22 protein-coding genes and 1 pseudogene are annotated in these 22,597 nt (G+C 62.0%); 13 read left to right on the top strand and 10 right to left on the bottom strand.

The features are described from left to right. Positions 1-25: 25 nt before the first annotated feature. A complete protein-coding gene (locus AC244_RS00800; RefSeq protein ID WP_053246963.1) occupies positions 26-1,147 on the bottom strand; it encodes an AI-2E family transporter in 1,122 nt (373 codons plus the stop codon). Positions 1,148-1,407: 260 nt separating this feature from the next. On the opposite strand from AC244_RS00800, the gene purM reads away from it, so the two are divergent. Further along, positions 1,408-2,478, top strand: coding sequence for a phosphoribosylformylglycinamidine cyclo-ligase (purM, locus tag AC244_RS00795; RefSeq protein WP_053246962.1), 1,071 nt, complete (start codon positions 1,408-1,410; stop codon positions 2,476-2,478). Continuing rightward, positions 2,478-3,149 (top strand): phosphoribosylglycinamide formyltransferase, encoded by a 672-nt coding sequence (gene purN / locus AC244_RS00790; RefSeq protein WP_082366723.1) that lies wholly within the window; start codon positions 2,478-2,480, stop codon positions 3,147-3,149. The genes purM and purN overlap by 1 nt, the downstream gene beginning before the upstream one ends. 7 nt (positions 3,150-3,156) lie before the next feature. Here the strand turns inward: purN and AC244_RS00785 are convergent, their stop codons facing one another. The 5 genes from AC244_RS00785 to AC244_RS00765 form a co-directional block, all read right to left on the bottom strand. Beyond that, complete coding sequence (locus AC244_RS00785) at positions 3,157-4,542, bottom strand: virulence factor family protein (RefSeq protein WP_053246961.1); 1,386 nt, start codon at positions 4,540-4,542, stop codon at positions 3,157-3,159. Then, positions 4,539-7,148: a bifunctional lysylphosphatidylglycerol flippase/synthetase MprF gene (gene mprF, locus AC244_RS00780; protein WP_053246960.1), complete on the bottom strand. Its 2,610-nt coding sequence runs from the start codon at positions 7,146-7,148 to the stop codon at positions 4,539-4,541. The genes AC244_RS00785 and mprF overlap by 4 nt, the downstream gene beginning before the upstream one ends. Before the next feature lie 103 nt (positions 7,149-7,251). Next, positions 7,252-7,848 (bottom strand): NUDIX domain-containing protein, encoded by a 597-nt coding sequence (locus AC244_RS00775; RefSeq protein WP_053246959.1) that lies wholly within the window; start codon positions 7,846-7,848, stop codon positions 7,252-7,254. A 48-nt stretch (positions 7,849-7,896) separates the two neighbouring features. Further along, positions 7,897-8,790 (bottom strand): cation diffusion facilitator family transporter, encoded by an 894-nt coding sequence (locus AC244_RS00770; protein WP_053246958.1) that lies wholly within the window; start codon positions 8,788-8,790, stop codon positions 7,897-7,899. A 15-nt stretch (positions 8,791-8,805) separates the two neighbouring features. Then, positions 8,806-10,941, bottom strand: a complete 2,136-nt coding sequence (locus tag AC244_RS00765) for a molybdopterin-dependent oxidoreductase (RefSeq protein WP_053246957.1) — start codon at positions 10,939-10,941, stop codon at positions 8,806-8,808. A gap of 69 nt (positions 10,942-11,010) precedes the next feature. On the opposite strand from AC244_RS00765, the gene AC244_RS00760 reads away from it, so the two are divergent. The 4 genes from AC244_RS00760 (at position 11,011) to AC244_RS00745 (ending at position 13,788) form a co-directional block, all read left to right on the top strand. After that, complete coding sequence (locus tag AC244_RS00760) at positions 11,011-11,883, top strand: 23S rRNA (adenine(2030)-N(6))-methyltransferase RlmJ (RefSeq protein ID WP_053246956.1); 873 nt, start codon at positions 11,011-11,013, stop codon at positions 11,881-11,883. A gap of 47 nt (positions 11,884-11,930) precedes the next feature. Further along, positions 11,931-12,377 carry a hypothetical protein gene (locus AC244_RS00755; protein WP_053246955.1) on the top strand — a complete coding sequence of 149 codons (447 nt, stop codon included), beginning with the start codon at positions 11,931-11,933 and terminating at the stop codon, positions 12,375-12,377. A 2-nt stretch (positions 12,378-12,379) separates the two neighbouring features. Further along, positions 12,380-13,096 (top strand): ribonuclease T2 family protein, encoded by a 717-nt coding sequence (locus AC244_RS00750; RefSeq protein WP_152975807.1) that lies wholly within the window; start codon positions 12,380-12,382, stop codon positions 13,094-13,096. A gap of 101 nt (positions 13,097-13,197) precedes the next feature. Further along, positions 13,198-13,788 carry a glutathione S-transferase gene (locus AC244_RS00745; protein ID WP_053246953.1) on the top strand — a complete coding sequence of 197 codons (591 nt, stop codon included), beginning with the start codon at positions 13,198-13,200 and terminating at the stop codon, positions 13,786-13,788. A gap of 48 nt (positions 13,789-13,836) precedes the next feature. Here the strand turns inward: AC244_RS00745 and AC244_RS00740 are convergent, their stop codons facing one another. After that, positions 13,837-14,475 carry an outer membrane protein gene (locus tag AC244_RS00740; protein ID WP_053246952.1) on the bottom strand — a complete coding sequence of 213 codons (639 nt, stop codon included), beginning with the start codon at positions 14,473-14,475 and terminating at the stop codon, positions 13,837-13,839. A 365-nt stretch (positions 14,476-14,840) separates the two neighbouring features. Here AC244_RS00740 and AC244_RS00735 point away from each other — a divergent pair, with 365 nt between their 5' ends. The 5 genes and pseudogenes from AC244_RS00735 to AC244_RS00715 all read left to right on the top strand — a co-directional run bounded on the left by AC244_RS00735 (position 14,841) and on the right by AC244_RS00715 (position 19,170). Beyond that, on the top strand, positions 14,841-15,605 hold the full coding sequence (locus tag AC244_RS00735) for an SDR family oxidoreductase (RefSeq protein WP_053246951.1): 765 nt from the start codon (positions 14,841-14,843) through the stop codon (positions 15,603-15,605). A gap of 137 nt (positions 15,606-15,742) precedes the next feature. Further along, positions 15,743-17,626, top strand: a pseudogene (gene uvrC, locus AC244_RS00730) (excinuclease ABC subunit UvrC); the annotation flags it as partial. Positions 17,627-17,856: 230 nt separating this feature from the next. Next, positions 17,857-18,444 (top strand): CDP-diacylglycerol--glycerol-3-phosphate 3-phosphatidyltransferase, encoded by a 588-nt coding sequence (gene pgsA, locus AC244_RS00725; protein WP_053246949.1) that lies wholly within the window; start codon positions 17,857-17,859, stop codon positions 18,442-18,444. Next, a complete protein-coding gene (moaD, locus tag AC244_RS00720) occupies positions 18,441-18,701 on the top strand; it encodes a molybdopterin converting factor subunit 1 (protein ID WP_053246948.1) in 261 nt (86 codons plus the stop codon). The genes pgsA and moaD overlap by 4 nt, the downstream gene beginning before the upstream one ends. A gap of 4 nt (positions 18,702-18,705) precedes the next feature. Next, positions 18,706-19,170: a molybdenum cofactor biosynthesis protein MoaE gene (locus AC244_RS00715; protein WP_053246947.1), complete on the top strand. Its 465-nt coding sequence runs from the start codon at positions 18,706-18,708 to the stop codon at positions 19,168-19,170. A gap of 28 nt (positions 19,171-19,198) precedes the next feature. Here the strand turns inward: AC244_RS00715 and AC244_RS00710 are convergent, their stop codons facing one another. After that, the gene (locus tag AC244_RS00710) at positions 19,199-20,095 is read right to left on the bottom strand and encodes a branched-chain amino acid ABC transporter permease (RefSeq protein WP_053246946.1); all 897 of its coding nucleotides are present in this window, start codon (positions 20,093-20,095) and stop codon (positions 19,199-19,201) included. Between the two features lie 67 nt (positions 20,096-20,162). Between AC244_RS00710 and AC244_RS00705 the strand changes: the two genes are divergently transcribed. Then, positions 20,163-20,723, top strand: coding sequence for a CGNR zinc finger domain-containing protein (locus AC244_RS00705; RefSeq protein WP_053246945.1), 561 nt, complete (start codon positions 20,163-20,165; stop codon positions 20,721-20,723). A 5-nt stretch (positions 20,724-20,728) separates the two neighbouring features. Continuing rightward, a complete protein-coding gene (locus AC244_RS00700) occupies positions 20,729-21,229 on the top strand; it encodes a hypothetical protein (protein ID WP_414735878.1) in 501 nt (166 codons plus the stop codon). A gap of 76 nt (positions 21,230-21,305) precedes the next feature. Here the strand turns inward: AC244_RS00700 and ndk are convergent, their stop codons facing one another. Both ndk and AC244_RS00690 read right to left on the bottom strand, forming a co-directional pair. Continuing rightward, on the bottom strand, positions 21,306-21,728 hold the full coding sequence (ndk, locus tag AC244_RS00695; RefSeq protein ID WP_053246943.1) for a nucleoside-diphosphate kinase: 423 nt from the start codon (positions 21,726-21,728) through the stop codon (positions 21,306-21,308). A gap of 103 nt (positions 21,729-21,831) precedes the next feature. After that, the gene (locus AC244_RS00690) at positions 21,832-22,521 is read right to left on the bottom strand and encodes a glutathione S-transferase family protein (RefSeq protein ID WP_053246942.1); all 690 of its coding nucleotides are present in this window, start codon (positions 22,519-22,521) and stop codon (positions 21,832-21,834) included. Positions 22,522-22,597 lie beyond the last annotated feature (76 nt).

Raw genomic sequence — 22,597 nt, 5'->3', positions numbered from 1 at the left:
TGTACTCGGGACAAGGATGGGACTATCAGCCGGGCTGATCGCCCTTTGCCTTCTTCGCCGCGACCTTTCCATGTCCATGGTAGAGATCGCTATCAAGGTATCGCTGGATGCCGAAGCGAACAAGCACGCCGATGGCAGCAGCCGCCGGAACGGCAACCAGAAGCCCGACGAAACCGAAGAGGGCGCCGAAGGCAAGCAGCGCGAACATGAGCCAGACCGGGTGCAGGCCGACACTCTTGCCCACAAGCTTGGGCTGCAGGATGTTGCCTTCGAGGAACTGGCCGCTGAAGAAGATGGCGGCGACAAGCCCGATCCAGAGATAGTCGGGCCAGAACTGCACAAGTGCGACACCGACAGCCAGGACCAGACCGACCATCGACCCGACATAGGGGATGAAGCTGATCATGCCGGCAAAGAGGCCGATCAGCAGGCCGAAATTCAGACCGACGAGCGACAGGCCGATGCCATAGTAAAGGCCGAGAATGAGGCAGAGGGAGCCCTGGCCGCGAACGAAGCCGGCGATCGTCGTGTTCATGTCGCGGGCGATCTGGCGGACGACACCGACATAATCGCGCGGAACCCAGCTATCGACCCTGTCGACCATCCGGTCCCAGTCGAGCAGCAGGTAGAAGGCGACGACCGGCGTGATGATGAACAACGACAGAATGTCGAGCAACGCCATGCCGGAGTTCCAGAGCTGCTGGAACAGCGTGCCGAGGAAGCTGGCGCCCTGCTCCAGCAGCTTGGCCGAATTCTGCTTAATCGCCGTCATCTGATCGGCGAGCCAATCCGGTAACAGTGTCGACTGGCTGTCGGTCAACAGCGCCTGCAGCTTGGCGATATAGCCGGGCATCTTCTGAATGAAGTCGGCGGCCTGGGTAAAGATCACCGGGATGATGATCATCAGCGACAGGGCAAAGATCACCACGAAGCCGATGAGGATCACCACCGTCGCCATCAGCCGGCTGAGGCCGAGCCGCTCGAGGCGGTCGGCGACCGGGTCGAGGAAGTACGCAAGCGCCATGCCCGCCAGGAAAGGAAGCAGGATCGAGCTGAAAACCATCAGAAAGGCGATAAAGGCCGCAAGCACCAGCAGCCAGAAAATAACCTGGCGCTGAAGTCCCGAACCGCTGACTTTTATGTCCATGGTGTTCCCCGTAACACGCCAAGCATGCCTTTGCCGCATCATAATCTGTTTGAGGAGATAGGGGGCTCGCCGCGCACCGGTCAAGTCTGCGCGCTTCCCGGCCCGGTAAATTGGACGCTCGATCCGTTTCTTGCCCGTGGGATATGGGCAAAATGGTGAAAAATGGCCGAGAAGGCAGGCTGTCGGCTTGCACTCCCTTGCCCGCCGTGCAATTCGCATCCGCAAAATACCTGTCGCGCGACCAGCCTTGGAGAACCAGCATGAGCCAGTCGGGAAAGAACGGCCTCACCTATAGTGACGCAGGCGTGGATATCGATGCCGGCAATCTGATGGTGGAGAAAATCAAGCCTCACGTGCGCTCGACCCGGCGCCCGGGCGCCGACGGCGAGATCGGCGGCTTCGGCGGCCTGTTCGACCTGAAGGCCGCCGGCTTCACCGACCCGGTGCTCGTCGCCGCCAATGACGGTGTCGGCACCAAGCTCAAGATCGCCATCGACGCCAACAAGCACGACACTGTTGGTATCGACCTCGTTGCGATGTGCGTCAACGACCTGGTTGTCCAGGGTGCCGAACCGCTATTCTTCCTCGACTATTTCGCCACCGGCAAGCTCGATCCTGATCAGGGTGCGGCCATCGTTGCGGGTATTGCCGACGGTTGCCGTCAATCCGGCTGCGCGCTGATCGGCGGCGAAACCGCGGAAATGCCTGGCATGTATTCCGGCGGCGACTACGACCTTGCCGGCTTCGCCGTCGGCGCGGCCGAACGCGGCCAACTGCTTCCGGCCGGCGACATCGGCGAAGGCGACGTCATCCTCGGCCTTGCCTCGTCGGGCGTGCACTCCAACGGCTATTCTCTCGTGCGCAAGATCGTCGCGCTGTCGGGTCTCGCCTGGGATGCCCCGGCCCCCTTTGGCGAAGGCACGCTGGCGGACCTGCTGATGACGCCGACCCGCATCTATGTGAAGCCGCTCCTGAAGGCGATCCGCGAAACCGGCTCGATCAAGGCGCTGGCGCATATCACCGGCGGCGGCTTCCCCGAGAACATTCCGCGCGTTCTGCCGAAGCATCTTGCAGCCGAGATCGATCTTGACGCCATCAAGGCGCCGAAGGTCTTCTCCTGGCTTGCCCAGACCGGTGGCGTCGCGGCCAATGAAATGCTGCGCACCTTCAACTGTGGCGTCGGCATGATCGCCGTCGTGCCGGCGGAAAAGGCGCAGGAAGTTGCATCCGTGCTCGAGGCCGAGGGCGAAACCGTCTTCACGCTCGGCCGCATGGTCGCCCGTGCCGAGGGTGCTCATGGCACGATCTACAAGGGCAGCCTCGCCCTATGATGAACGACGTGACGGCAGGCAGGAAAAAAGTCGTCGTCTTCATCTCGGGCGGCGGCTCCAACATGCTCTCGCTGGCCAAGGCCGCGGCCGAGCCTGGTTTTCCGGCCGAGATCGTCGCAGTAATCGCCGACAAGGCCGATGCCGGGGGGCTTGCCAAGGCTGCGGCGCTCGGCATCCCGACCTATGCGTTCCTGCGCAAGGATTTCGCCAGCAAGGACGCGCACGAGGCGGCGATCCTTGCCGAACTCGAGCGACTGTCTCCTGATATCATCTGCCTTGCCGGCTACATGCGGCTGCTGTCGGCGACCTTCATCCAGCGCCATGAAGGTCGGATCATCAACATTCACCCGTCGCTTCTGCCGCTCTTTCCCGGCCTCCACACCCATCAGCGCGCCATCGACGCCGGCGTGAAAGTGGCGGGATGCACCGTGCATTTCGTCACCGAGGGCATGGACGACGGGCCGATCGTCGCGCAGGCGGTCGTACCGGTTGTCGACGGCGACACGGCCGACACACTTGCCGCCCGTGTGCTGACGGTCGAGCACCGGACCTATCCTATGGCGCTCCGGCTGCTGGCGGAAGGCAAGGTCCGGATGGAAGGCGGGCGGGTCGTCACGCAAGATATCGGCCCCGCGCCCGCATCGTCGACCCTGATCTCGCCGGCGGCCTAAGACCAGATTACTTAGCCGAAGCCAGCCGCCGGTCGAGTGCGTCGAGCACGCGCCGGGTCAGCGCCGGATAGTCCTCGTCGAAATGGTGCCCGCCTTCGATCGCGACGACATCGACACCGGTCCCCTTCAGGTCAGGGCAGGCGTCGTCTTCTTCCTCCGTGCCGTGGATGCATTGCACCAGAGCTGGATCGATGCGCTTGATGTCGTCGAGCGGGTCGCCGCCATCGCCCTGCCCCGCCGCGCCGAGCCAGCCAAGCACCGAAATCTTGTAGTCGACCTGATGCGACAGCGCCATCAGCGTGACCTGCCGCACGCGAGCGCGTTCACCGGGCGGAAGCAAATTGAAGGTGCGCGGCAGGATGTCGGCGCCGAAGGAATAGCCGATCAGCAGAACATTGCGCACGTTCCAGCGCTTGCGATAGTAGTCCATCACCTTGGCGAGATCATCGGCCGTCGCCTGCGGATCGCGCTCGGACCAGAAATAGCGCAGAGAATCGATGCCGACGACAGGAACCCCCTGTTGCTGCAAGACATCGCCGACCTGCTTGTCGATATCGCGCCAGCCGCCATCACCCGAATAGATCACCGCCATGGTGTCGCGCGTCGGCTTGGCGTCGAGCACGGTCAGGGGCAAGCCGAACGGATTGTCGGCCGCGGCCTCGCTGTCGATCAGATCCGTCAGATGGCCGGTCAGCGCCGCGTAGGCTTCGTCGTCGCTCTCTTCCTGCGTGATATCAGGGTGTTTTTCGGTGAGCGCGGCCACATGGTTTCTGCCCTCGTCGGATGCCGTCGGCGTAAAGACGACGGAGATCGGATCCGGCAGGGCGCCGTCCGTCAGGCCGTAGACCATGCGGTCGCCCTTCCGGGTTTTGTCCGCCGGCGTGCAGAGCTGCTTCATCAGTGCAATGCCTTCTTCCGGGTCGACCGCGAGCGTCTGGCCGATGGTTGCGGCGGGGGGCTGAGCCGCAAACGCCCGCGCCATTGCCCCGCCCGCCCCAACACCGGCGACAATTGGCGGGAGATAGGCATCGCTCTTGAGGGCGCGCTGAACCTGCTGGCTCAGCGCCTCGATATCCGAGACCGTGTAGATGCAGTCGCCGTCGTCCTTGGCAAGAGCGGCCAGATAGGCCTTGAGATCGATGCCGATGACGACCGCCTTGTCGTCGACGAGCGTGCGGGCGACCGCGTCCTCCTTGTCGCTCCAGCCATCCGCACCGGACAAAAGGACAACAAGGGCGGATGCCGTGTCCCTCGGGATGAGGATATGCGGCGCCGGGATCATGCCCGTGTCGTAGGTTGCTGGCTTCTCCTGCGCCAAAGCCGGCGCAAGCGCCGCCGTCGCCAGAAGGACGGCTCCCGCCACGGGCTTCCAGATGTTTAAGATCCGCATCATTTCTTCATCACTCCCTTGAGGCCGCCGCCGATGAGGAATGTCGCATCCATCAAGGCAAGGATCGGATTGATGCCGCCGCTCGCCACGAGATAGCGCGGCTGCCAATGCGGGTGGAACTTCGACTTGAAGGCACGAAGGCCCTTGAAGTTGTAGAAGCGTTCGCCGTGTTCGAAGAAGGTTCGTCCTGCCCGGTCCCAGACCGGTGCGATCTGGCGCGAGGACATGCCCGACAGCGGCGCCATGCCAAGATTGAAGGTACGGTATCCCTCAGCCTTCAGATATTCCATCACCTGGGCGAAGAGAAAATCCATCGCTCCCTTTGGGGCGTCCGGCGAGAAACGCATCAGGTCGACAGTGCCTTCCTGTCTGGTCGCCGTCACCAGAATATTGGCAAAGGCAACGATCCGCCCTTCGTAGGTCAGGACCGCCACCGGCTGCTCGGCCAGATAGTCGGGGTCGAAGGCGCCGAGGGAGAAACCCTTTTCCTTGGCGTTGTGATGGGCAAGCCATGCATCGGAAATCGCCGTCAGCTCGCCCATGATCGCCGGAACGTCGACTGGCGCCACCATCTTGAACGCCAGCCCGTCCCGTTGGGCGCGACTGACCTGCTGGCGCAGATTGGCCCATTTGCCGCCCTTCATCTCGAAACGCGTGAGATCGACATGGGCGAGCTCGCCGAGCCTGAAAGCACGCAGCCCCGCATCGGCATAATAGGCGAGCCCAAGCGGCGAAACCTGGTAGAACACGGCCCGGCAGCCGCTGGCGCGGGCCTTCTCGATGAACTGCCAGATCAGTTCCGGCCAAGCATCGACCGGCCCTACCGGATCGAACAGCGCGATCCATGAGCGGGCGCGCTGGCCATACATGATGAAGGCGCGGCCATCGGCGGAGAACAGCAGGCTCTTGTCGCCCATGCGCACCAGATTGGCGTCGGACATGTCCTGCGCCTCGACGATTGCCAATGCCCGTTCCATCGCATCGTCGGTTGCCGGCTCTGCGCCCGACGCCGCCGGGCGCATCAGGCTCCAGATGGCAAGAGCGCTGGCGCCGATCGTGACGCCCAGAAGCGCACGTAGGCCGCGGGGCGCCTCGGCGGAGAATTCGAACTGCCACCAGAGTTCATGGCTGTATTCGACGTCGCGATAGACGAACAGCAGGACGACGAGCCCGCCCAGGCAGATGACGCCGAGCGCCGTCAACCATGGCAGCGTCAGCGCCTGGCCGAAGAGGGAAGCCGGCCGCACGAACAGGCGGCGGCTGACGACGAGACCGACGAGGAAGAAGGCGAGCATACCGGCCTCGACCAGGGCGATCGCCTTGATCAGCGAAAGCAGCAGTGCCGCAATGGCAATTGCAACCGACGCCCACCAGGCACCATCGAGACGCTGCGCCAGGCCGCGCGAGACGATGACGAGAGCGAGGCCGAGCAGGCTTGCCAGAAAATGCGCGCCCTCGACGATCGGCAGCGGCAGCAGCCCCTCGAGGAAAGCAAGATTTTCATCCGGCGTCGGCGTGACGCTGGACAGAACCAGCATGATCGCCAGCACGATGCCGAGTGTCGCCAGCAACAGCGGCGTAATGCGCCCGCCGATACGGCGCGCACTGGAGGCGACGGGATGGCCAGACAACTGCCGAAGCTCGATACCGACGACGACTGCGATCGCGATCAAGAGCGGCAGCACGTGATAGATGACGCGGTAGAGAACCAGCGCGCCGAGGATCGTGTCGACATCGGCATTGTGGCCGAGCGTGGCGATGATGATCGTTTCGAAGACGCCGAGCCCGGCCGGCACATGGCTGAGCACGCCGATGCCGACAGCGAGCGAATAGATCGCCAGAAAGGCAGGCCAGCCGATCGTGCCTGCGGGAAGGAGAACGTAGAGTACCGTTGCCGATGCCGCCAGATCCAGCGCGGTTACGAGGAACTGGCGCGAGGACGTGCGCGAATCGGGCAGACGCAAGGTGAAGCGTCCGAGGCTGACCTCGTGACCGTCACGCGCCTTGACGAAGACAGCGAGCACCACGCCGAGAATGGCAACCGCGATCATGCGCAGCCAGAACGGTTCGAGGCCGGTCAAGGGTGCCACATATTCGCCGACGGCGAGCAGGCTGAGACACGTGACCGTCAGCAGCCCAAGACCGAAGGCGAGCGTGACGAAAGCGATGATCCGGCCGATGTTTTCCGGCTCGATGCCCAGGCGCGAATAGGACCGGTAGCGGATGGCGCCGCCGCTCAGGGCGCCAAAGCCGGCGGTATTGCCGACGGCATAGGCACAGGCCGCCGTCAACGCAACGTCGGCATAAGGCAGCTTGCGCCTGACATAATCGAGCGCGCCGACGTCGTAGAAGGTGAGCGCGAAGAAGCTCAAGGCGGTGAAGAGGACCGCCGCCGCGACCGAGGTCCAACTGGTATCGGCAAGCGCCTGAACCACGTCGTCATATTCCACTTCGGAGGTCAGATGGAAAATCGCCAGGCCGAAAAGGGCGATCACCAGCAATGTCGCAAGTGCCTGCAGATAGCGCCGGTTACGGCGCAGGAAGAGCCTCCACCCCGCCTCGATCTGTTGATCGTCGTTGGCTGCACGTTCCGTGAGGGAGGACGTCATGGGTTGCCCATGTCATTGATGAAGACATCAGCGCTGTAACCTACCGGAGAACGATCAAAAAGTGAAATATCCGTAATGTATTGTTTGCTTACAAAACAAGATCTTACACCGTAAGCGAACTACGGTTCAGCTGAGCCCACTGCAGCAGCATGATGGTTTTGGCATCACATATCTCGCCGGTCGCAATCATGCCGAAGGCTTCATCGAAGGGAATTTCGAGAACCTCGATATCCTCGCCCTCATGCGCCAGGCCGCCGCCATCACCGGCCTTTTCGGTGACATCAATAAGCCCAACGAAAAAGCTGGTGCGCTCGGTGAGCGCGCCAGGGCTCATATAGGCATCGAAGAGGTGGGTGGCCCTATCGACGTGATATCCGGTTTCCTCCAGCGCTTCGCGGCAGATGGCAACCTCCGGGGTATCGTCGTCGAGCAGACCCGCCGGCGCTTCGATCATATAGGCGGGATCGCCCTGTAGCAGCACCGGCACGCGCAGCTGGCGGACGAGCACGACGCTCTGCTGGCGAGGATCGAACAGCAGGATGGTCGCGGCGCTGCCATGGTCATGCACTTCACGCTTCAGCGTCGCCGTGCCGCCGTCGGACATGTCCTGCTCAAGGGTGATTTCCTCCAGATGAATGAAACCGTCCGAGAGCGTGCGTCGTTCGATGATCCTGACACGCGGATCGTGGTGTTTCGTCATGGCAGGGTCCTTGGTCCGGAGAGGAAAGAATGCGGTCGCGGTCGACCGTCAATGAATATGTTCCGATGGCGCGCAGCTTTCGCGCTCCATCTGCAGCGTTGTGTGGTGCAGATCGAACTCGTCGCGCAGGCGTTGTTCGATCGCACGGCGCACGGTCTCACCGTCGGCAAACTCGGCCAGCACGACATGGGCCGTCAGCGATGGCTGGCTCTGGGTGATCGCCCAGAGATGCAGATCATGCACCGAGGCGACGTCGGGCACGGTGGTGATCGCCGCATGCACATCCGCCAGGCGCATGCCTGGAGGTACGCCTTCCAGCAGAATGTTGACGCAGTCCTTCAACAGCACGCAGGTGCGAGGAAAAACCATGAAGCCGATGCCGACGGCGAGCAACGAATCGACCCATTGCCAGCCGGTGAACCAGATAATTGCCGCACCTGTTATCACCGCCACTGAGCCGAGCATATCCGACCAGACCTCGAGATAGGCACCCTTGACGTTGAGGCTTTCGTCCTTGTGACTGGTCAGAAGCCGCATCGATATCAGGTTGACCACGAGGCCGACGACAGCGATCAGCAGCATGCCGCCGGACTGGATTTCCTGCGGCAGCGATAGGCGCTTCCACGCCTCGTAGAGGATGTAGAAGGCGACAGCGAGCAGCAGCAGGGCGTTGAAGGCCGCTGCAAGAATCTCGAAGCGGGCATAGCCATAGGTGCGCAGCAGATCCGACGGCCGGCGGCCGACATGGATGGCAACCAGCGCGATCGCCAATGCCGCCGCGTCGGTCAGCATATGCATCGCATCCGAGATCAGCGCCAGGCTGCCGGTCAGAATGCCGCCGACGACCTCGGCCAGCATGAACCCACCCGTCAGGCCGAGCGCACCCCAGAGACGCGAGACCGGCGTGTTGCTGACGTCTGCATGTTGATGGTCGCCGCTCATGAAGGCATCCGGTGGCTAGGGGGCGGGTTTCACCCAGACCCTGTTGTCGTGGAACGCAGCGCCACCATAGGGCGCGACGGCATCGGCGCCAGTAAGCACATTGATGCCCTCCCCGTCGAGGTGGGCGCCATTCGGCCACAGGCCTTCGGCGATCACCACGCCGCGCCGGGCGCCGCCACCGACCGACACGTGCAGGCGCACCTCGCCGCGTTGGTTTCCCAGCTTGACGATGTCACCGTCGCCAACGCCGAGCGATGCGGCATCGTCCGCGTTCATCATCACCATCGGGCGGACTTCCTTCTGGATCGAGGACGGTGTCTCGGCGAAGGTCGAATTGAGGAAGGAACGGGCTGGCGACGTGGCGAGACGGAAGGGATGTTCCGCGTCGGCGACTTCGATCAGATCGACATGGTCAGGGAATTCCGGCAACTCGGCATGCGGCCCCTGCGGGCCCATCGATTTCGGCGGGCGGTTTGGTGCAGGGGTGCCGGTCCAGTCCGCCTTGAAGCGGAATTTACCGTCGGGGTGGCCGAAGCCGTTGAGATAATGCGCGTCCTCGAATGCCGGCTGACAGTCGAGCCACTTCTCGCGCTTCATTTCGTCATAGCCCATGCCGTAATTGGCAAGCAGCCGGTCGATATGCTGGCGCTCGGTCAACCCGAAGCCGGCATGATCGGCAACGCCGAGGCGCCTGGCCAGTTCCTCGATGACGAAGAGGTTGGTGCGCACCGTCGATGGCGGCTCCACCACCTTCGGCCCGATCAGGATGTGCTGATGGCCGCCGCCCCGATAGAGGTCGTCATGCTCCAGGAACATGGTCGCCGGCAGCACGATATCGGCAAGCAGCGCCGTATCGGTCATGAACTGTTCGTGCAGCGCGACAAACAGATCGTCCCGCAGGAAGCCACGCCTCACCAGCCGTTGTTCCGGCGCGACATTCACCGGATTGGTGTTCTGGATCAGCATCGCCGTCACCGGGCAGCCATGGCGCAGCGCCTCGGCATCGCCGGTCAGGACCCGGCCGATCTGCGATTGGTCGAGCATGCGCACATCAGGATCATGGAACGCGGTACCGACAAGCTCACGCTTGTCGAGCTTGAAGATGTCGTTGTTCGAATGAAACGCGCCGCCGCCTTCGTGCTTCCACGAGCCGAGCACCGTGGCGATGGAAGCGGCCGCATGGATCGCGACCGAGCCGTTGCGCTGGCGGGTAAAGCCGTAACCGAGGCGGAAATAACTTTTCGGCGTCGTGCCGACGAGTTTCGCGAACGCCTCGACCTCCTCGACGGAAAGCCCGGTGATCGCCGACGCCCATTCCGGCGTGCGTGACTTCAGATGCGTCTCGAGGCCCGCCGGATCGTCGGCGAATTCGGCCATATAGGCGCGATCGGCATAACCGTCGCGGAAGGCGACATGCATGACCGCGCAGGCAAGCGCCGCGTCCGTGCCCGGCTTCAGCACCAGCCCCATGTCGGCCTGCTTGACCGTGGGATTGTCGTAAATGTCGATGACGACGATCTTGGCGCCGCGGTCCTTGCGGGCCTTTACCGCGTGGGTCATGACATTGACCTGGGTGGCAACCGCATTGGTTCCCCAGATCACCACGCAATCGGATTTCGCCATCTCACGCGGGTCGGGGCCGCGCAGCGAACCGGTCGCCATCGAAAAGCCGGTCCAGGCCATGTTGGTGCAGATCGAGCCGAAGAAGCCGGAATAGCGCTTGGCGTGGCGCAGCCTGTCGATGGAATCGCGCTGCACCTGGCCCATGGTGCCCGCGTAGAAATAGGGCCAGACGGCTTCGGCCCCATGCTTCTGCTCGGCCTTGACGAATTGGTCGGCGATCTCGTCGAGCGCCGCCTCCCAGGAAATCTCCTGCCAGTTGCCGCTGCCCTTTGGCCCGACGCGACGCTGTGGCACCATCAGCCGGTCGGGATGATAGATGCGCTCGGAATAGCGCGCGACCTTGGCGCAGATGACGCCGGCGGTATATGTGTTGGCGGCAGCACCGCGCACGCGGCCGATCCGGCCCTCGGCGGTCAGATCCACTTCCAGTGCGCAGGCGGAGGGACAGTCGTGCGGACAGACGGAGTGGCCGATCGACTTTTCTGCTTTGATAGGGGTCGCAACGTTCATGGCTTTTCTATATGGCATCGACAATCGGGCTCAAAGAGCCAAACGCCCATCCATCGAAACAATTGATCACAGCCATCGGCGGCCCTCATGAACTATCGGCATATCTATCACGCGGGCAATTTCGCCGACGTTCTCAAGCATGCGGTGCTGGCGCGCCTCGTCACCTATCTCCAGCAGAAGGAGAAGGCGTTCCGGGTTCTCGACACCCACGCCGGCATCGGCCTCTACGACCTCTCCAGCGAAGAAGCACAGAAGACCGGCGAATGGCGTGACGGCATCGGCCGGTTGCTCGAAGGCGACCTGCCGGCGCCGGTTGCCGCCGTCCTTGAGCCCTATCTCGCGGCGGTTCGCGAGCTCAATCCCGGCCCCGAGCTGACACGTTATCCCGGTTCGCCGAAGCTGGTCCGCATGCTCTTTCGCCCGCAGGACCGTCTGTCGGCGATGGAGCTGCACCCGGATGATTACGAGACCCTGCATCGGCTTTTCGATGGTGACTTCCAGAGCCGAATCACCGAGCTCGACGGCTGGCTGGCGCTCGGCGCCCACCTGCCGCCCAAGGAAAAGCGCGGCCTCATCCTGGTCGACCCGCCCTTCGAGATAGAAGGCGAGTACGAACGGCTCGCCGACGGTCTCGCCAAGGGCTATCGCCGCTTTGCCGGCGGCACCTTCTGCCTCTGGTACCCGCTGAAGAAGAATGCGCCGATCAAGGCCTTCCACGAAGCCCTCAAGGCGCTCGAAATCCCCAAGATGCTGTGCGCCGAGCTTTCCGTGCGCAGCGATCGCGAGACCACGGGACTTTCGGGCTCAGGCCTCATCATCGTCAACCCGCCGTTCACGCTCAAGAGCGAACTCGACGTGCTGCTGCCTTTCCTGAAAACCCGGCTGGGGCAGGATCGTTTCGCTTCGGCACGCTGCTTCTGGCTGCGTGGTGAAGAAGCGACAACCCGGGGCCTTGACTGAACGGCTCAGAAAGCCGCAATCTTGCGAGACGATCCAGGGAGACGCCCATGACTCGCAAGCTCGCCGCAACGCTTCTGGCCTCGCTTTCCTTCGCCACTATCACGGCGCCCGCCGCCTCGGCGGCCGACTATCTCGGGACCTACCGCGACCAGCCGACATCCTATAGCACGGGCGTCTGCGGCGACGCCTCGGTTCTCGGCTTCATCACCTCGCGGTTCGAATACAAGGCGGCGAACTATCTGCACGCCAATCTCTCGATCGCCGAGATCCGCAACATGGGGCAGAACCGGCTAGAGTTGCGGGACTACACCCATCCCGTCGAGCGGGAATATTGCCGTGCAACGGCAGTCATGACCGACGGTGAGCAGCGGCCGCTCTACTACCTCATCGAGCGCAACTGGGGCTTTGCCGGTATCGGCCGGAACATCGAGTTCTGCGTCGGTGGCCTCGACCCATGGTATGTCTACGGCGCCCATTGCTCTTCGCTTCGCTGATCATGCCAAGACATTGCCGACAGCGCCGGCTCATGCCGGCGCTTTTCGTTGCGCTGGCACTCGCGGGCTGCAGCGAAGACAGCGCCGAGAAAAAGCCGCTGCCGCAAGCGCCGGACCGTGCAAAATCGGACGTCGCCATCCCTGTCGGCCAAGGCTTTGATTTCTACGTTCTCTCGCTCTCGTGGTCGCCGACCTGGTGCGACGACAACGATCCGTCCGGCAAGACCGGCCAGTGCAAGATCGGCAGCAATCGCGGGCTGATCGTGCACGGGCTCTGGCCGCAGAACGACCGCGGCTATCCCGATTTCTGCCCGACGCGCCAATCCGATCGCGTGCCGGAAGCGCTCGGCCGCCAATATCTCGATCTCATTCCGTCCATGGGGCTGATCGGCCATCAGTGGCGCAAGCATGGGACCTGCTCGGGCCTGAGCCAGCAGGATTATTTCGCCGTGACCCGGACGGCGCGCGAGCGCGTCGCGTTGCCGGCGGAACTCAGCGCATCACGCCGAGAAAACTCACTGTCCGTCAGCGCGATCGAGGCCGGGTTCGTGGCCAGAAATCCGGGCATGACGACAAACGCCGTCGCTGTTACCTGCGAGGGCAAGCGGCTGGAGGAAATCAGGATCTGCTTCGACAAGGCGCTGAATTTCCGCCCTTGCCCTGAAGTGGATCACCAAGCCTGCCGAAGAGACACCGTGACGCTGCCTCCGGCATCCTAGGCCGATCCGTGGGCCGACCACATGCGGCTCGATATTATGAAACTGCGCCTGCTCTTCCGACATTCGCTTTGGGAGTTATGCGCAAAAGAGAAAGATGCTCGATGAAAATACTCTACTCGCCATCGTCCCCCTACTCCAACAAGGTCCGCATGGCTGCGCACTATGCCGGGCTGTCGGCCGAAAGCGTCTTGACCGATACCAACGCCAACTCGCCCGAACTCATCGGCAGCAATCCGCTCGGCAAGATCCCGACGCTGGTTACCGGCGACGGCAAGGCGATCTACGACAGCCGCACCATCATGCATTTCATCGACCGGGAGACGAAGGGCAAGCTCTACCCGAAGAATGCCGGCAAGCGTTTGGATATCGAAATCTTCGAGGCGCTGTGCGACGGCATCTGCGACAGCCTGCTGGCGATCGTCTACGAGAAGCGCTTCCATCCGCCGGAAAAGGTGCATCAGCCCTGGATCGACAGGCAGTGGGAAAAGGTCGAACGGAGCCTCGATCACCTGAATGAGAATCTGCCCAAGACAGGAGCCAAGCTGCACGCTGGGCATTTCGCGCTCGCGGCGTTGCTTCGCTACATCGAATTGCGCTTCAGCGGCGAATGGCAAAGGGGACGGGCCAAGTTGAAAAACTGGCCGGCGAAATTCGAAAAGCACTTCCCGGATTATTCGAAATTCAAAGCATGAAAAAAGGCCGGGTCTCCCCGGCCTTTTCTTTGATCAGACAGAAGCCGATCAGAACTTTACGCCCATACCGACGCGGACGCTGTGCTCGTCGTAGCCGGAAGACACGTTGGTGCCACCGACGTTGAAGTCCTTCGAGCCGTAGTCCGTGTAACGGTATTCAACGCGTGCGGTGATGTTGTCAGTGACGAAGGTTTCCGCACCGGCACCAGCCGTCCAGCCGATCATGGTGTTCTTGTCAGAACCAGCCGAGGTCGATGCCTTGGCCTGACCAACGGCGAGACCTGCCGTACCGTAGACCAGGACCGGGTTCAGATCGACACCGACGCGACCGCGCAACGAACCGCTGACGCCCTGCTTCATGCGCAGGTTGCCACGGGTGGAGTCCTGACCGGAGTAACCGACGTCGGCTTCACCGCCGTATACGATCTGGCCGCTCTGCATGTTGTAACCACCGTAGAGACCGCCGCCGAAACCGGCTGCCGTGTTGCTGCCGGTCGCGTCAGCCTCGCCATGGTGCCAATCAGCGGTACCACCGACATAGGCGCCCGACCAGTTCTTGACTGCCGGCTCGGTGTACTCGGCTGCCGGAGCTGCCGGAACTTCGTCGATCGCGTCTGCAGCCTGGGCGGCCTGGAAGGCGATGAGGGATACGGCCGAAGCCATGAGGGTGGTGGTGAGCGTACGCATAAATATTCTCCTTTACGAACCGATGCCCCGAGGTTTGGGATCCCTCAATGAAACATCGGACAACTTTCAATTAACCCGCCCGGTTGAGCTGAAATTGGCCAGCAAATGAGGATTCACAAGAGCCAAAATGTGAAATTTTGGTGGCACAAACATGCCCAAAATTTGATGTTGCTTTCACGCCACAGGGATTTTATTAACCATCTTTCAAGATTAACGAAAGCTATACTATACACCTTCAAAATAATACAATTTACGCGAATTCCATTAATTTTTGCGAAATGAATCGTCAGGGAGAGTTTCAGGGCAGCGTTTCTTGCCTATATCTTCGTCCGCGGGCGCGAAGATTCGAAAAGCGGGATAAAACGTTGAAGAAAGCACTGAAGGCGGCACTCGTAACCGGTGGCGCCAAACGGATCGGCAAGGCTATAGTTGAAGACCTCGCGGCCCATGGCTTCGCGGTCGCAATCCATGCCAATGGCTCGCTTGATGAGGCGAAGTCTATTGCGGCCTCATTGACGGAAAGAGGAGTCGGCGCCGTTGCGGTGAAGGCCGATCTGACCGACACACGGGAAACCGCGGCACTGATGGCGCAAGTCAATGAGGCGATCGGTCCGATCGACCTGATCGTCAACAATGCCTCGCTGTTCAAGAAGGATAGCCTCGACGCTTTCGACGAGAAAGTATGGGATCGCCATTTCGCTTTGCACGTGAAAGCCCCGTCCCTGCTCGCTCGCGATTTTGCCCGCCAATTGCCGCGCGGCGTCTCGGGCCTCGTCATCAATGTGATCGACCAGCGCGTCTGGTCTCCAAACCCGCGCTTTTATTCCTATATGTTATCCAAGTCCGCGCTGTGGACGGCAACACAAACGATGGCTCAGGCACTTGCGCCGGATATTCGCGTCAACGGCATCGGCCCAGGGCCGACATTGCCGAATGAGCGGCAGGATCCTCGCGATTTCCAGGCACAGGTCGATGCGCTGATTCTGAGGCGCGGTCCGGCGCTTGGCGAATTCGGGCGGACGATCCGCTTCCTTTTCGGCACACCGTCGATTACCGGACAGATGATCGCGCTCGACGGCGGCCAGCACCTCGCCTGGGAGACGCCCGACATCAGGGAGATAGTGGAATGAACGGACGCGTGCCGACCGACGGCGGCATCCTCTATGACGGCAATGATGCCGAAGACGACGACGACCTGATCGAGGCGCCGGAAGGCGCGCCCGCAGGTCCGGCTATCGAATGGGCCGAGAATCGCAATGAGGTCGAGGGGCTCAAAGGCGCCGAATTGATCCAGGCCTTCGTGAAGCGGCTTCCGAATGGCCCCGGCGTCTATCGCATGTTCAACGACGCCGGCGACGTCCTTTATGTCGGCAAGGCACGCAGCCTGAAGAAGCGCGTCGGCAACTACGCCCAGGGCCGCGGCCACTCCAACCGCATTTCGCGGATGATTCGCGAAACCGCGAACATGGAGTTCGTCACGACCCGCACCGAGATCGAGGCGCTTCTGCTCGAAGCCAACCTGATCAAGCGCCTGCGGCCGCGCTTCAACGTGCTTCTGCGCGACGACAAATCCTTTCCCTATATTCTGGTCACCGGCGACAGCCGTGCACCCGCCCTTTACAAACATCGCGGCGCGCGCAGCCGAAAGGGCGACTATTTCGGCCCCTTCGCCTCGGCCGGCGCCGTCGGGCGCACGATCAATTCGCTGCAGCGCGCCTTCCTTTTAAGGACCTGCACCGACAGCGTCTTCGAGACGCGCACGCGTCCCTGTCTTCTGCATCAGATCAAGCGCTGTTCGGCGCCCTGCACGGGCGAAATCAGCAATGAGGGTTATGCCGAACTCGTGCGTGAGGCCAAGGACTTCCTCTCTGGCAAGAGCCAGGCTGTGAAGGCGACGATCGCGGCGGCGATGGGCGAGGCCTCCGAAAATCTCGACTTCGAACGCGCAGCACTTTATCGCGACCGGCTCGCGGCGCTCAGCCACGTGCAGAGCCACCAGGGCATTAATCCGGCCGGCGTCGAAGAGGCCGACGTCTTTGCGATCCACCACGAAGGCGGCACCTCCTGTATCCAGGTGTTCTTCTTCCGCACCGGACAGAACTGGGGCAACCGCGCCTATTTCCCGAAGGCGGACCCATCGCTGCCGACCGCGGAAGTGCTTTCGGCGTTTCTCGCGCAGTTCTATGACGACAAGCCCTGTCCGCGACAGATCCTCTTGTGCGAGGCTGTCGAGGAACAGGAGTTGCTCGGCCAGGCGCTCAGCGAAAAGTCCGGTTACAAGGTGTCGATCCAGGTGCCGCAACGCGGCGAGAAGAAGGACCTTGTCGACCATGCGCTTGCCAACGCCCGCGAGGCGCATGGCCGCAAGCTGGCGGAAACCGCATCGCAGTCGCGACTGCTCGAAGGCTTTGCCGAAACGTTCAAGCTTGAGCGCGCACCACGCCGGATCGAGATCTACGACAACTCGCACATCATGGGCACCAATGCCGTCGGCGGCATGGTGGTCGCCGGCCCCGAAGGCTTCGTCAAAGGCCAGTACCGCAAGTTCAACATCAAATCGACCGACATCACGCCCGGCGACGACTTCGGCATGATGCGCGAGGTGATGACCCGTCGCTTCTCGCGCCTGCTCAAGGAAGAAGGCAAGCCGGACCGGACAGCCGAGATCGCCGACGACGCCGCCTTCCCGGCCTGGCCGGACGTCATCCTGATCGACGGCGGCCAGGGACAGATGACCGCCGTGCGTGCGATCCTCAAAGAACTTGATGTCGAGGACTGCGTGACGGCGATCGGCGTTGCCAAGGGCGTCGACCGCGATGCTGGGCGCGAGCGTTTCTTTGCGCTCGGGCGCGACAGCTTCACGCTGCCGCCACGAGACCCAGTGCTCTATTTCATCCAGCGTCTGCGCGACGAAGCGCACCGCTTTGCCATCGGCTCGCACCGCGCCCGACGCAAGAAGGAGATGGTCAAGAACCCGCTGGACGAGATCGCCGGCGTCGGGCCGACGCGTAAACGCGCTCTGCTCACCCATTTCGGTACCGCCAAGGCCGTTTCCCGCGCCGGGATGAACGACCTGATGGCGGTCAACGGCATTTCCGAGGCCGTCGCCCGGCTGGTTTACGAGCACTTCCACGAGGACGCGGCAAAATGACCTTTACAGCGCCGCGCGTCGAAGATGACGCGCAAAGGACGCTGTAAAGCTTCAAACTTGCTGCATAATTTCGCCGTCAAATCGACGCCGATTTAAAGAATTACGCGATGGCAATTCACCCGACGTTCAGGTGAGATGCGCCAATTATGACAACCTTCGCACAATGATTTGTTGACCTGAGGGCCGCAAAGTCATTCTGTACCTCCGAGGAAGACAGAGAACCCGAATCCATGGCCAAGCCCGTCGCCTACAGCATCCCGAACCTGCTCACCTATTTCCGAATCCTGATCGTGCCGCTGATCGTGCTTTGCTTCTTCATCGAAGGCCGGCTGCACAGTTCGGATTTCGCACGCTGGACGGCGGTCATTCTCTTTGCCATCGCCTCGATCACCGACTTCTTCGACGGCTATCTCGCCCGCATCTGGAATCAGACCTCGAACATCGGCAAGATGCTCGACCCGATTGCCGACAAGCTCTTGGTCGCCTCGATCCTGCTGCTCGTCGCCGCTGACCAGACAATCGCCGGTTGGTCGATCTGGGCCGCGATCATCATCCTGTGCCGTGAAATCCTGGTATCGGGCCTGCGCGAGTATCTGGCTGCACTCAAGGTCAGCGTTCCGGTAACCCGCATCGCCAAGTGGAAGACGACGATTCAGATGGTGGCGATCGTGTTCCTGCTGGCTGGCCCCGCTGGCGACAAGATCCTGCCCTATACGACAGAGGCCGGTATCGTATTGCTATGGATCGCCGCGGCGATCACGCTCTACAGCGGCTACGACTATTTCCGCGCCGGCCTGAAGCACGTGGTCAACGAATGAGCACCGTCAATCTCGTCTATTTCTCCTGGGTGCGCGAACGCATCGGCAAGGGTGAGGAAACGCTGGAGGTTCCGGCTGATGTCGTCACCGTTGCCGACCTGCTTGCGCATCTGAAGACACTGGGGGAGGAATACGAGACGGCGCTCGAGCACCAGAACGTCATCCGCGCGGCGATCAACCAGGAACATGTCGAGCATGGCGAACCGATCGCCGGTGCGCGCGAGATCGCCCTCTTCCCGCCGATGACCGGTGGCTGACACCATGGGCGCGCCCGTCACCGTGCGTGTGCAGCGCGAGGATTTCGACCTTTCGGCCGAGGTTTCCAAGCTTTCTTCCGACCGCCCTGACATCGGGGCGGTCGTGACGTTTTCAGGCCTCTGCCGCGACGAAGCGGGCACGCTTGCCGCTCTCGAACTAGAGCATTACCCCGGGATGGCCGAGGCCGAAATCGAACGCATCTGCAGGTTGGCGGTCGAACGCTTCGGGCTGCAGGCAGCAACGGCGATCCATCGCTATGGCAGGATCAATCCTGGCGAAAACATCGTGCTCGTGGTCACCGCCTCGCCCCATCGCCAGGCGGCCTTCGATGGCGCCAACTTCATCATGGACTTCCTGAAGACATCTGCGCCCTTCTGGAAGAAGGAACACTTGACCGATGGCACGACCGGCAGCTGGGTCAGCGCCAAGGATGCCGACGATACGGCGCGCGATCGCTGGAAGCGCTGACGCGCGGGATCGATGCTCCACGCGCGGATCACGGGATGGCCTTTTCCTGTCGCGTCACGGCGAGCACGATGACGAGGAAGCCGAAGATCGCAAAATCCCGCCAGAGCATCGGGCCATAGGCCCCCCAGAGTGTTTCGAGAAGGCCGATGGCGGCTGCGCCGAGCGCGGCGTAAAGCGGCGATGTCTGGCCGCCGATCGCGGCGATAAACAGCACTTTGACACCGAACGTGAGCCCGGTGCCGAAATCCATGTTGCCATAATAGGACGCAGCCAGGATACCGCAGCAGGCGGCGATCAGCGACGCGGCACCATAAGCAGCGATATAGACGCTGGCCGCATTGATGCCGCAAAGAGCGGCCGCGCCACGATCTTCGGAGACCGCTCGCCATGAGCGGCCCGCGCGCGAATGCGTCAGGAACCAGTGACCGGCAGCGACCAGCGCCACCATCAACAGCGTGTTGAGCAACTGGATAACGGTCAGCGTCACCGGAAAGCGCGGATCGGGCCAGAAGACGATGTTGCCGTTCAGAAACGGCGGCAGCCACAGGCTCTTCGTTTCGGAGGCCAGCCGCGCCGTTTCCATCAGCACCAGCAGGCTGCCGAGCGATGCGACGACGACAGTGTTGGCTGACGAGAAGGCGAGCGGGCGCATCACGTAACGCCCGGCGACAAGCCCTGCCCCAACACCGAGCGTCAAACCGGCGGCAGCGCCGAGGCCGAGCGCTGCCGGCAGCACCAGCCACAGCCGGTTCCAGCCGAAATCCGCAAACAGCACGAACATCTGGCCGGAGAAGGCAAAGAGGGCGCCGTAGGTGAGATCGGCCCGGCGGGTCACGGCGAAGGCGATGGCATAGCCGAAGGCCAGCGCCGCATAGAGCGCGGCGATCGGGACGGCATTGGCGATCTGCTGCAGGAAATAGAGCATGGCACATCCGGAGCGTGACAACATCAATATAACTGGTAAAATCGTTTTTGCTAGTTAGGAATGACTCATGACCTTCACCTGGACCGCACACCGATTTGCCGGCGGCGCGCTCGCGCTGGATGTCGCCAACTCCGTCATTCTGCGCTTTGATGCCGCAAGGCGTATAGATCGCTTCGCCGACGTTGCCGCGATGGATTCCTTTGCGGATGCTGCGAACCGTTTCGGAGCGGAAAGCACCCGCTTCGGTCCGCTGGCCCCGGTTGTTGCAGAAAGCCGGGCCGGGCTCTTGAGGCTGCGCGAGGCGACCGACCGGCACTTTCGCGCGGCGATATCGGCTAACGGACGACCGGAGTTGCTCGCCGACTTGCTCGAGGCGATCGCCGCCGTTCTGCGCGGTCCGGTGCATCCTGGCGGCCCGCTTCCGCTCGACACGGCGACGGCGCAATCCGCCCTCAGCCTTGCCGCCAGCCCCGAGCCTGACCGGCTGAAGATTTGTCCGAATTGCGGGTGGCTGTTTCTCGACCGCAGCCGCAACAGCAGCCGGACGTGGTGCGACATGGCCGTCTGCGGCAATCGCAACAAGGCCAAGCGCCACTACCAACGCAACAAGGAGGAAACGGGCCGATGACGAGGATGATCGGTATATTGGCAGCGACCATCGTCGCACTCACCGCCGGCGGCTGTCAGCGCGAGACCGGCCCTGATCCGCTGAAGCTGACGGGCAAGATGTTCGTCTTCAACTATCGCCTCGCCTATGCTGTCTACACGATCACGCTTCAGAAAACAGAGCCCGTGCCCGAGGGCAGCGTCGTCATTGCCACCTTCGAGAACCCGGTGGGCGGAAAGCCGCTCACGCTGACGCGCAAGCTTTTTCCAAAGCTCGACAGGGTGGTGCTGGAAAGCCCTGATTTGACCTGTGTGAAAAAGGAAAGGCCCTATGCGGTAACGATCGAGGTGAAAGGACCTGCCGGCGAAACGCTGCAGAAACTGGAGATCACAGTGGTCTCCGATGTCGACCAAGATATCCTGCCGGCGAAGCCGCTCGTCGAAGGGCCCGGCTACGACAAGAATCCAGCCGTTTTCAAAGACGGCAGGGCACCCGAACATTTCGAAACGGCGAAATGCCCGATATGAAAAAACCGGAGCGTTTCCGCTCCGGTTCAAATTCAAGTCATTTCAAGCCGTTATGGCTAAAAATGGAGATCTTGAATCAGCCGACGATTTCGGTGCCGGAGAACCAGTAGGCGATTTCTTCTACAGCCGTTTCCGGAGCGTCAGAACCGTGAACCGAGTTTTCACCGATCGAAAGTGCGTGAACCTTGCGGATCGTGCCTTCGTCAGCGTTTGCCGGATTGGTGGCGCCCATGATTTCGCGGTTCTTGGCGATGGCGTTTTCGCCTTCGAGAACCTGAACGATGGTCGGGCCGGAGGACATGGACTCGACGAGTTCGCCGAAGAACGGACGCTCCTTGTGGACAGCGTAGAAGCCTTCAGCTTCGCGGCGGCTCATCCAGACGCGCTTGGAAGCGACGACGCGCAGGCCGGCGTCTTCGAGCATCTTGGTGATGGCGCCGGTCAGGTTACGCTTCGTTGCGTCCGGCTTGATCATCGAAAAGGTACGTTCAATCGCCATTGGCTCAAATCCCTTGTTTTCTTGAGAAGTGGCGGTTCATTAGCCGCCAATTCTGCGCAAAACAAGGGGGCTCGCTAACGATTCGCCGCGACCGTTGCGGGTTTCACGCCGCTGTCACAGAGCGGCCTATGCCACCGTGCAGGTCGAGGCAGCGCTCGAACCAGGCGGCGACCGGATCGGCGGGAGAAAGCAGGCGTTGCGGCGACACGATCCGCGCCCATTGCAGCGCGCCGAAGACGATGTAATCGCCAAAGAGTGGCCGTTCGCCGCCAAGATAGGGCTGAAACTTCAGCATATGGCGCAACGGCTCGAGCTTGTCGGAGAAGGTCGCAAGGGCGGCAGCGCCGGTTTCCGCGACCGCTTCGAGCGACGTGCCGAAACGCGCCTCCCGGCTTTCTCGAAAATAGACGCGATCGACCGGATCGAGGCTGTCGTGGATATCCCTAATGATGATGCGGGCAATCGCCGGATGCAGCGTCGTCTGCGACCAGCCCTCGACGAAGCGGGCCATGGCCATTCCACCCGATCCGCCAAAGAGCGACGGTCGGTCCGGGTAGTTCTCATCGAGATAGACGGCGATCGCGAAACTGTCCTGTACCAGCCGCTCGCCGTCGCGCAGAAGCGGCACAAGCTTGGTAGCGCCCTCCTCCACCTTGGGGATCTCGGTAAAACCGATCGGCACGACGTCGAAGTCGAGCCCCTTGTGCGCAAGCGACAGCTTGGTCTTCCAGACATGCGGCGAGAAAGGTCGGGCCCTGTCGGCACCGCAAAGCGAATAGAGTTTCCTGCTCACGTGATCTCCCGGCGAGAATTAGGTCGTCTTACTCCATTCGACGCCAGACAGGTCGAACGATCAAATCATTAAATTT

This window comes from Ensifer adhaerens (assembly GCF_001270265.1).
Lineage (GTDB): Bacteria > Pseudomonadota > Alphaproteobacteria > Rhizobiales > Rhizobiaceae > Ensifer > Ensifer adhaerens_B.
This window is presented reverse-complemented; position numbering and strand designations above follow the sequence as displayed.

Excerpts from the sequence above, each read along its gene's own strand:
- AC244_RS00705 (WP_053246945.1), top strand. The coding sequence starts at position 20,163 with ATGACCTTCACCTGGACCGCACACCGATTTGCCGGCGGCGCGCTCGCG.
- AC244_RS00750 (WP_152975807.1), top strand. The coding sequence starts at position 12,380 with ATGCCAAGACATTGCCGACAGCGCCGGCTCATGCCGGCGCTTTTCGTT.
- AC244_RS00775 (WP_053246959.1), bottom strand. The coding sequence starts at position 7,848 with ATGACGAAACACCACGATCCGCGTGTCAGGATCATCGAACGACGCACG.
- ndk (WP_053246943.1), bottom strand. The coding sequence starts at position 21,728 with ATGGCGATTGAACGTACCTTTTCGATGATCAAGCCGGACGCAACGAAG.
- AC244_RS00745 (WP_053246953.1), top strand. The coding sequence starts at position 13,198 with ATGAAAATACTCTACTCGCCATCGTCCCCCTACTCCAACAAGGTCCGC.
- AC244_RS00760 (WP_053246956.1), top strand. The coding sequence starts at position 11,011 with ATGAACTATCGGCATATCTATCACGCGGGCAATTTCGCCGACGTTCTC.
- AC244_RS00740 (WP_053246952.1), bottom strand. The coding sequence starts at position 14,475 with ATGCGTACGCTCACCACCACCCTCATGGCTTCGGCCGTATCCCTCATC.
- AC244_RS00700 (WP_414735878.1), top strand. The coding sequence starts at position 20,729 with ATGATCGGTATATTGGCAGCGACCATCGTCGCACTCACCGCCGGCGGC.
- AC244_RS00755 (WP_053246955.1), top strand. The coding sequence starts at position 11,931 with ATGACTCGCAAGCTCGCCGCAACGCTTCTGGCCTCGCTTTCCTTCGCC.
- AC244_RS00800 (WP_053246963.1), bottom strand. The coding sequence starts at position 1,147 with ATGGACATAAAAGTCAGCGGTTCGGGACTTCAGCGCCAGGTTATTTTC.
- AC244_RS00715 (WP_053246947.1), top strand. The coding sequence starts at position 18,706 with ATGGGCGCGCCCGTCACCGTGCGTGTGCAGCGCGAGGATTTCGACCTT.
- purN (WP_082366723.1), top strand. The coding sequence starts at position 2,478 with ATGAACGACGTGACGGCAGGCAGGAAAAAAGTCGTCGTCTTCATCTCG.
- pgsA (WP_053246949.1), top strand. The coding sequence starts at position 17,857 with ATGGCCAAGCCCGTCGCCTACAGCATCCCGAACCTGCTCACCTATTTC.
- AC244_RS00710 (WP_053246946.1), bottom strand. The coding sequence starts at position 20,095 with ATGCTCTATTTCCTGCAGCAGATCGCCAATGCCGTCCCGATCGCCGCG.
- mprF (WP_053246960.1), bottom strand. The coding sequence starts at position 7,148 with ATGACGTCCTCCCTCACGGAACGTGCAGCCAACGACGATCAACAGATC.
- AC244_RS00785 (WP_053246961.1), bottom strand. The coding sequence starts at position 4,542 with ATGATGCGGATCTTAAACATCTGGAAGCCCGTGGCGGGAGCCGTCCTT.
- purM (WP_053246962.1), top strand. The coding sequence starts at position 1,408 with ATGAGCCAGTCGGGAAAGAACGGCCTCACCTATAGTGACGCAGGCGTG.
- AC244_RS00770 (WP_053246958.1), bottom strand. The coding sequence starts at position 8,790 with ATGAGCGGCGACCATCAACATGCAGACGTCAGCAACACGCCGGTCTCG.
- AC244_RS00765 (WP_053246957.1), bottom strand. The coding sequence starts at position 10,941 with ATGCCATATAGAAAAGCCATGAACGTTGCGACCCCTATCAAAGCAGAA.
- moaD (WP_053246948.1), top strand. The coding sequence starts at position 18,441 with ATGAGCACCGTCAATCTCGTCTATTTCTCCTGGGTGCGCGAACGCATC.